Source organism: Planomonospora algeriensis (assembly GCF_977012225.1).
The window spans coordinates 1-7957 of the sequence record NZ_CDRNDK010000309.1 but is presented as its reverse complement, the minus strand read 5'-3'; the positions used below and the strand labels follow the sequence as shown (position 1 = coordinate 7957).

The following is a 7957-nucleotide window of genomic DNA, read 5'->3' as shown; positions in this document are numbered from 1 at the left end:
CGGTCAGCCCGGCCCCCGGCGCGATCGGTACGGCCTGCGCGGCGGCCGGCGGCAGGACGGCGAGGCACACGGCCGCCGGAAGGGCCCACCGGACGAGGGCGGCCGGACGACGGAGAGACCCGGGGGAACCGGCACCGGACGGCAGGAGGCGCATGACCGGACAGCTTAGAGCCCCGGGCCGCCAGAAGCCGCTCCGGACATCCGCCGCGTCCAGGACACTCGAACGCCCGGATGATCCCGCACGCCCCGAATACCCGATACATCCGGCACATCCGGCGCATCCGGAAACCCGGCACGCCGGGAAACCCCGCGCATCCGGAAAAGGCACTCGCCTGGAGCGCACTCCAGGTCCTTAGTGTGGAGCGCATGGATTACACGCAGCTTGGCCGTACCGGCCTGAAGGTCAGCCGCCTCTGCCTCGGCACCATGAACTTCGGCCCCGTGACCACGGAGGACGACTCCTTCGCGATCATGGATCACGCCCACGAGCTGGGGATCAACTTCTTCGACACCGCCAACGTCTACGGGTGGAAGAAGGGCGAGGGCATCACCGAGAACATCATCGGGCGCTGGTTCGCCCAGGGCGGCGGCCGCCGGGAGAAGACGGTCATCGCCACGAAGCTCTACGGCGGGATGGGCGACTGGCCCAACGAGGACCGGCTCTCGGCGCTCAACATCCGCCGCGCCTGCGACGCCTCGCTGAAGCGCATGCAGACCGACTACATCGACCTCTACCAGGCGCACCACGTCGACCGGAACACCCCGTTCGAGGAGTTCTGGGAGGCCATGGACATCCTCAAGCAGCAGGGCAAGATCCTGTACGTCGGGTCGTCCAACTTCGCGGGCTGGCACATCGCCAAGGCGCAGGAGGAGGCCCGCCGCCGGGGCACCGTGGGCCTGGTCTCCGAGCAGTCCCACTACAACCTGATCGTCCGGGCCGCCGAGCTCGAGGTCATCCCGGCCGCCGAGGACTACGGTCTCGGCCTGATCCCGTGGAGCCCGCTCGCGGGCGGCCTGCTGGGCGGCGTCCTCCGGAAGATCGACAAGGGCCGCTCGGCCTCGGAGAACATCGTCAAGGAGCTGGACAAGCACCGCGACAAGATCGAGCGGTACGAGGCGTTCTGCGACGAGCTCGGCGAGGACCCGGCGAACGTCGGCCTGGCCTGGCTGCTCCACCAGCGGGCCGTCACGGCGCCGATCATCGGCCCGCGCACGCTGGAGCAGCTCGACGGCACCGTCAAGGCCCTGGAGATCACGCTCGACGAGAAGGCCCTGACCCGCCTCGACGAGATCTTCCCGGGCTTCAAGACCGCTCCGGAGGAGTACGCCTGGTAGCGGGCGCCGGGTGACGGGCGCTCCCTTCCGGGGGAGCCCCGCCCCGGCGGAGATCCGCAGCAGGAGACCGCCGCTCCAGGAGACCGCCGCTCCAGGAGACCGCCGCTCCAGGAGACCGCCGCTCCACAGGAGGGCACCTGCTTCGGGAGAGCTCCGCGCCAGGAGAGCTCCGCGCTAGGAGACGAGGGCTCCGACCACCACGAGGAGCACGAGCAGTGCGAGCACCGTGGGCAGCAGCCAGCGACGGGGACGATCCACGCCCTGGAGCCTAGCCCTGCCCGCGGGATGCCCGCGCCACGAGCGGCCATCTCTCGACCGTCTCGTAACGGACCCGGCCGCCCAGGTGGCTTCTCATCAGGTGCACGGTGTCCGCCTCCCACGCGCTGCCCGCGAACGACCCCAGGGCCTCGACCAGCGGGCGCAGATCGACGTCGTCCCTGGTCTTGGCCCTGGCCAGGGTCAGGTGCGGCCGGAACCGCCGCTCGTCCACCGCGATGCCCTCACGCCGCGCCGCCGCGCCGACGGAGTCGGCCAAGCGGACGATCTCCGGCCGGCCCCCGCTCGACCCGGTGCCCCCGTGCGGCGCACCGCCGTGCAGCCCGGCACCGTCGCTCGATCCGGCGCCGCCGTGCGGCGCACCGCCACCGTGCAGCCCGGCCCAGAAGACCCGGGACCGCCGGGCCGAGGGGAACGCGCCGGCCCCGGCGAACGCAAGCGCCATCGGCTCGTACCTCGACGCGGCGCGGGCGAGGCGGGTCTGCAGCGCGGGCAGGAGCTCCTCGGCCACCTCGCCCAGGAACGCCAGCGTCAGATGCCAGTTGTCCGGATCGGTCCAGCGCAGCTGGGGCCAGTGCCCGTGGTGCGGCGCGAGCGCGCGGGCGAGCTCATCGCGCACCGGCCGCGGCGGCAGCAACGCCACGAACAGCCGCATGCGTCGTCCTCCTGCCGATCGCCTTGGTCAGCATTATCGCCGCACCCACGCCGACCAGGGTGAGCGCCCCGCCGAGTGCGACGCCCGCGCGCGGGCCGCCCAGGTCGGAGACCCAGCCGAGCAGCGGCGCGCCGATCGGGGCGCCGCCGGTGAACACCAGCACGTACAGGCCCATCACCCGGCCGCGCATCTCCGGCGAGGCGGCGAGCTGCACCGCGGCGTTGGCGGTCGTGTTGACCGTGATCAGCGCGATCCCGGCGGGGATGAGCAGGAGCAGATAGACGGGGTAGCCGGGGGCCAGGCCGGTGGCGATCTGGAACAGGCCGAACGAGGCCGCGCCGCCGATCAGCAGTCTCCGGCCCGGCTTCACGCGCCGGGCCGCCATGAGCGCGCCGCCCAGCGCGCCCACCGCGAACATGCTGGAGGCCATCCCGAAGGAGGCCGCATCCGAGTCGAAGACCTCGCTGGACATCAGGACTATCGACATCGAGAACGACTGGGTGCACAGCGAGACGAAAGCGACGAGCAGGATCGGCATCAGCAGTTCCTGCCGTTCCAGCACGTAGCGCAGGCCCTCGCGGAGCTGGCCCTTCTCTCTGGGAACCGGGTCGGGGGTGGTCAGCTCGGAGGTGCGCATCATCGCCAGCCCCCCGAGCACGGCAAGGAACGAGACCGCGTTGATCAGGAAGATCGGCCCGGTCCCGCCTATCGCGGAGATCAGCACACCGGCGACGGCCGGGCCGACCACGCGCGCCAGATTGAAGCTGGAGGCGTTCAGCGCGATGGCGTTGGGGAGGTCCTTGCGGCCGACCATCTCGACCACGAACGACTGCCGGGTCGGCACCTCGACGCAGGCGATGAGGCCGAGGGCGAAGGCCATCACGTAGACGTGCCACTCCCGCACGGCGCCGGTCACGGTGAGCACGCCCATGGTCAGCGCCAGCACGCCCAGGAGCGACTGGGCCACGAGCAGCACCCGCCGCTTGGGGTAGCGGTCGGCGACCATCCCGCCCCACAGGCCGAAGACCAGCATGGGCAGGAACTGCAGCGCCGTGGTCACGCCCAGCGCGGTGGCGCTGCCCCCGGTCAGCCCGATGATCAGCAGGTCCTGCGCGGTGCGCTGCATCCACCCGCCGACGTTGGAGACCACGCCGCCGATCGCGAAGAGCCGGTAGTTGCGGTTGCGCAGCGACCGGAACATCGACCCCTTGGCCTCCGGCACGGGCTGGACGCTCCCGGTCCGGACCGCCTGCGTCTCCCGGTCCGCCGCCGGTGCCTCGACCGTCGCGGAGACGGCCGAGGCGCCGGGTTCCTCGGGTTCGGCTAGATCCGGCTGAGCTTCTCCAGAATCGGCGCCGCCTGCCGGAGCACCGCCCTCTCCTCGGGGGTGAGCTCCTTCAACCGCTGGGTCAGCCAGGCGTCCCTGCGGCGGCGCTCCTCCTTCAGCAGGGCCGAGCCCGCCTCGGTCACGGTCACGGTCACCTGCCGCCGGTCGGTCGGGTGCGGTGTGCGCGACACCAGCCCCCGCTCTTCCAGCGCGGCGATCACGCGGGTCATCGAGGGCGGTTGCACCTTCTCGTGCTCGGCCAATTCGCCGGGGGTTATCCCGGAATGCCGTTCCACGGCGACGAGCGTCGCGACCTGGGTGGGGGTCAGCGAGTGGCTTGCGCCCTGCCTGCGCAGGCGCCGGGTCAGGCGTGCCAGTGACACGCGCAGCGCCGACGCCAGACCGGCGTCGCTGCGCAGGTTCGCGACGGGGTCCTTCTTGATCGGGTAACTCATTAGCAGATCTCATTACCCTTGCTAACGATGTCTGATCGCATCGCATTCCCTCCGGCCCGGATTTATTCCCGCGAGCCGTCAGAGTGCCAGACACGACCGGGATCCCCAACCCGCCGCCGGGCCCGCGCCGCCCCTCAGCCCGTACGGCCGGCGCCCCTCTCGGAGCCCTCCCGCGCGGCCCTCAGCTCCGTCGCCAGATCGACCAGGGCCAGGCCGACCCCCGCCAGCGCCAGGGCGTCGGCGCCCGGCCTGCCGTGGACCGCCCGATCCGCGGCGTCGCGCAGCAGGCCGGCCGCGTCCTGAACGGGCTGCTCGTGGTAGATGGGCTGCATGCGTCGTCTCCAAACGTGGGGAAAGAGCGGGCGTGCGCGGAGTGACCGGGGCTCGCGTTCACGGGCTCAGCCCGCTCCCGCGCGGCCCCTTCCGGCCCGGAATCCGGATATCAAGGGACCCGGAATCCGCAGGTGCGAATCCACCGGCGAATCCGCGCCGACGGCCGGACGGATTATCCGGCCCCAGAGAACCGCCATACCCGAGAATTCCACGGGCAACCGAGCGGAAAAGGCTTTCTCCGGACAGCCGAACAGAAAAACATTCCACTGAACGGCGGATCAGAAAGCGAAGAGGACGCCTCCGGTGGCGCGTATCGCCGCGCACCGGTTCGGATGGGTCTCGGCGTAGCGGTACCGCCGCCCCTGCCACGTCCCGGTGGCGGTGACGCGGACCGGCGCGTACTCCAGCGTGCACGCCCCCGGGCTCTCGGGAACGTCCTCCACCCGGCCGCCGGCACGGCGGAGCCGGTCGCAGGCCGCAGCCGCGCGGGGTGCGTGCGCCGTCGGGGCCACAGGTCAGCGTCACCGTCCTGGCCGGCGCCGAGCCGTCCGTCCGGACCATCTCCAGGAGATAGGAACCGGTGGGCCACCCGGCGCGAGCGCGTCGGCCGAGGCCGGGACGGCGCCGGGCAAGGCCGCCAGGCCCGCCGTGAAGGCCGCGGAGACCGCGGCGAACCGCTTGACACGGATGTGAGCGGACAGCCGGATTCGCATGAACGTCTCCCTTTGAATGTCCACCGCGTTCTGCGGTATTCGACATGGCGAGGCGACGGGCCGGTGAATCGGCGCCTCACCAGGAACGGATATCGATGCTCGAGAATCCGCCGGCGATCTGCCGCAAATCCTTTCGCCCTGCGATGTTAGGGCGAGAATATCCTTCGGGCAACCTCGGCCGCCGTCCTCAATCGGCCACATATTTACCCGGCGGTTGAACCCGCCCATCCATCGGGCGGACAAAGTTTTCCCCCGGTGCAGGGGTCCGGCGGCCGTCCGTCCGGGCGGCGGTCCCGCGCCCGGACGGACGGCCGCCGGATCAGCGGGCGGGCCTCCGGTGAGGCGCTCAGGCGAGCAGGCCCTCGATCGCGCCGCGAGCGAAGTAGACCACGAACAGCGCCGCGACGAGCCACATCAGCGGGTGGACCTCGCGCGCCTTGCCCTTGACCGCCTTGATCAGTACGAAGGCGAGGAATCCGGCGCCGATGCCGTTGGCGATGGAGTAGGTGAACGGCATGAGCACGATCATCAGGAAGGCCGGGATGGCGATCTCGTAGTCGGTGAAGTCGATCTCGCGGATCGCCGTCATCATCAGGAAGCCGACGATGACCAGCGCGGGGGCGGCGGCCTCGTGGGGGACGATCCCGACCAGCGGCGAGAGGAAGACCGCCAGCAGGAAGAGCACGCCGGTGACCACGCTGGCCAGGCCGGTGCGCGCGCCCTCGCCGACGCCCGCGGCCGACTCGACGTAGGTGGTGTTGGAGGAGACGGAGCCCGCGCCGCCGACCGCCGCGCCGATCGAGTCGACGAGCAGGATCTCGCGGGTGCGGGGCAGCGAGCCGTCCTCCCCGACCAGGCCGGCCTGCGCGCCGACGCCGACGACGGTGCCCATGGTGTCGAAGAAGTCGGTGATCAGGAGAGTGAAGACGAGCAGCACCGCCATGGTGACCGAGACCGAACCGAACGCGCCGAGGGGGTCGAACTCGGTGAAGAGCCGGAGCGGGTTCTCGAAGCCGAAGACCTGCTCGGGCAGGGCGGGGACGTTGAGCCGCCAGCCCTGGGGGTTCGGCGCGTCCGGCGTGCCGGCGCCGCCGGCCTCGACCAGCGCCTCGACGACGATCGCGAGGACCGTGGTGGCGACGATGCCGATCAGGATGGCGCCCTTCACCTTCCGGGCCACCAGCACGGCGATCAGCAGCACGCCGACCACGAACACGACCATCGGCCAGCTGGTCAGCTTGCCGCCGATGCCGAGGTCCACCGGCACACCGGACCCGCTGCGGACGAAACCGGCGTCCACGAAGCCGATCAGCGCGATGAACAGGCCGATGCCCACGCTGATCGCGGTCTTGAGCTGGGCCGGGATGGCGTTGAACACCGCGGTGCGGAAACCGGTCAGCACCAGCAGGGCGATGATCACGCCTTCCAGGAAGACCAGGCCCATCGCCGACTCCCACGACATCTGCGTGGCGATGCCGTACGTGACGAAGGCGTTCAGGCCGAGGCCCGCCGCCATCGCGAACGGCACCTTGCCGACCACGCCCATCAGGATGCTCAGCAGACCGGCGACGAAGGCGGTGCCCGCGGCGACCAGGGGGATCGGCGCGGAGGTCGCGTCGGCGATGTACTGGCCCTCGGCGTCCTTGGCCGTGGCGATGATCAGCGGGTTGAGCACCACGATGTAGGCCATCGTGAAGAAGGTCGCGAGACCGCCGCGGACCTCCCGCCCCACCGTGGAACCGCGAGCAGAGATGTGGAAGAAACGGTCAAGAGCGCTCATTGAGCTTGTTTTGGTATCACTCACGGACGTTCAGCGTGACATCGTGTCCTTCGCCGAGGAAGGCCCCGGTCGTGATGGTGATGGGATCGCAATCGATCCGCGCCTTCACTGCGCCCGTTTTGCGGATAGTGAGAAGTCGTCGCCTACGCTGGAGCACGTGAACCAGCCTCGCCGTCAGGATCTCCAGCCGTTGAAGACCAACGACACGGCCACGATCCTCATGGGCATGGTCCTGTGGGCGATCGCCCTGGTCGTGCTCCTGCTGCTCGGACTGGACCCGGAGGACCGCTGGTGGATCTGGACCTGCGTGTCGGGTCTGGGCCTCGGCGGGTTCGGCCTCTGGTACGTCCGGCCCCGCCACCACCCGGCGCCGCTGCCCGCCGCGGAGGAGCCCCTCGAGCCCGCCACGGCCGTCCCGCCCGCCTCGCACATGCCGCCCGTCCCGGAAGCGAAGCCCGCCGGCGCCTCCGAGGAGGACTCCGACCGGCACGTCACCGGCTGAGGCGAACCCGGCCTCCTCGCAAGACGGCAGGCGCCGCCGGCGCCCTGCCGCCTCCGTCGCCCGTCACGTGGTCGAGGCGGTCCAGCTGTCCAGGTCGGCCTCGGCGAGCAGCAGCGGCACCGCGGCGGGGTCGCGCAGCAGACGCGGCGACCGCGAGCCGGTCGCCCCACTGGCCCGACGCCCACGCGAGCCCGCGCGCCAGGCCCTCCACGCCGGAGGCGTGCACCGTGCCCTCGAAGAACCGCCAGGCGGCGGGGACGCCGTCCACGAGCAGCTTCTCGTGCTCCACGTAGGTCGCGGGGGCGGTGGGCAGCAGCGACCGCACCGCGGGCGGGACCTGCCGGACCTCGCCGGAGGACGTCACCTCGCCGGCCGCCTCCTCCCCCGCCAGCGGCAGGTCGAGCAGCTCAGACAGCGCCTCGGCCAGGTCGAACGGGGCCAGGACCAGCGGCCGGTCCGCGACCAGCGGGAGCAGGTCGGGGGCCTCGACCACGACCGGCTCGCCCGCCTCCACCGCATCCGCCCCGAGCCCGGAGCCGGCCCCCGGACCGGTACCCGGGCCGGAGCCGGTCCCGGCCGGA

General features: G+C 71.4%; 8 protein-coding genes and 1 pseudogene. 2 read left to right on the top strand and 7 right to left on the bottom strand.

Annotated elements, in window-relative coordinates:
• Positions 1-366: 366 nt before the first annotated feature.
• Positions 367-1335, top strand: coding sequence for an aldo/keto reductase (locus tag ACWJ6R_RS25560; RefSeq protein WP_449064673.1), 969 nt, complete (start codon positions 367-369; stop codon positions 1333-1335).
• 268 nt (positions 1336-1603) lie between these two features.
• Here the strand turns inward: ACWJ6R_RS25560 and thpR are convergent, their stop codons facing one another.
• The 6 genes from thpR to ACWJ6R_RS25530 all read right to left on the bottom strand — a co-directional run bounded on the left by thpR (position 1604) and on the right by ACWJ6R_RS25530 (position 6874).
• Positions 1604-2266, bottom strand: a complete 663-nt coding sequence (thpR, locus tag ACWJ6R_RS25555) for an RNA 2',3'-cyclic phosphodiesterase (RefSeq protein ID WP_449064672.1) — start codon at positions 2264-2266, stop codon at positions 1604-1606.
• Complete coding sequence (locus ACWJ6R_RS25550; protein WP_449064671.1) at positions 2220-3488, bottom strand: MFS transporter; 1269 nt, start codon at positions 3486-3488, stop codon at positions 2220-2222. Before ACWJ6R_RS25550 ends, thpR begins: the two co-directional genes overlap by 47 nt.
• Positions 3489-3589: 101 nt before the next feature.
• Positions 3590-4048: a MarR family winged helix-turn-helix transcriptional regulator gene (locus ACWJ6R_RS25545; RefSeq protein WP_449064670.1), complete on the bottom strand. Its 459-nt coding sequence runs from the start codon at positions 4046-4048 to the stop codon at positions 3590-3592.
• A 134-nt stretch (positions 4049-4182) separates the two neighbouring features.
• Positions 4183-4380, bottom strand: a complete 198-nt coding sequence (locus tag ACWJ6R_RS25540) for a hypothetical protein (RefSeq protein WP_449064669.1) — start codon at positions 4378-4380, stop codon at positions 4183-4185.
• A gap of 279 nt (positions 4381-4659) precedes the next feature.
• A complete protein-coding gene (locus ACWJ6R_RS25535; protein ID WP_449064668.1) occupies positions 4660-4893 on the bottom strand; it encodes an SSI family serine proteinase inhibitor in 234 nt (77 codons plus the stop codon).
• A gap of 547 nt (positions 4894-5440) precedes the next feature.
• Complete coding sequence (locus ACWJ6R_RS25530) at positions 5441-6874, bottom strand: NCS2 family permease (RefSeq protein WP_449064667.1); 1434 nt, start codon at positions 6872-6874, stop codon at positions 5441-5443.
• Between the two features lie 157 nt (positions 6875-7031).
• Between ACWJ6R_RS25530 and ACWJ6R_RS25525 the strand changes: the two genes are divergently transcribed.
• Entirely contained in the window at positions 7032-7376 is a 345-nt protein-coding gene (locus tag ACWJ6R_RS25525) for a DUF2530 domain-containing protein (RefSeq protein WP_449064666.1), read from the top strand.
• Here ACWJ6R_RS25525 and ACWJ6R_RS25520 read toward each other — a convergent pair.
• Positions 7366-7957 (bottom strand): annotated as a pseudogene (locus ACWJ6R_RS25520) (hypothetical protein); the annotation flags it as partial. The gene ACWJ6R_RS25525 and the pseudogene ACWJ6R_RS25520 overlap by 11 nt on opposite strands.

Excerpts from the sequence above, each read along its gene's own strand:
- thpR (WP_449064672.1), bottom strand. The coding sequence starts at position 2,266 with ATGCGGCTGTTCGTGGCGTTGCTGCCGCCGCGGCCGGTGCGCGATGAG.
- ACWJ6R_RS25560 (WP_449064673.1), top strand. The coding sequence starts at position 367 with ATGGATTACACGCAGCTTGGCCGTACCGGCCTGAAGGTCAGCCGCCTC.
- ACWJ6R_RS25540 (WP_449064669.1), bottom strand. The coding sequence starts at position 4,380 with ATGCAGCCCATCTACCACGAGCAGCCCGTTCAGGACGCGGCCGGCCTG.
- ACWJ6R_RS25530 (WP_449064667.1), bottom strand. The coding sequence starts at position 6,874 with ATGAGCGCTCTTGACCGTTTCTTCCACATCTCTGCTCGCGGTTCCACG.
- ACWJ6R_RS25545 (WP_449064670.1), bottom strand. The coding sequence starts at position 4,048 with ATGAGTTACCCGATCAAGAAGGACCCCGTCGCGAACCTGCGCAGCGAC.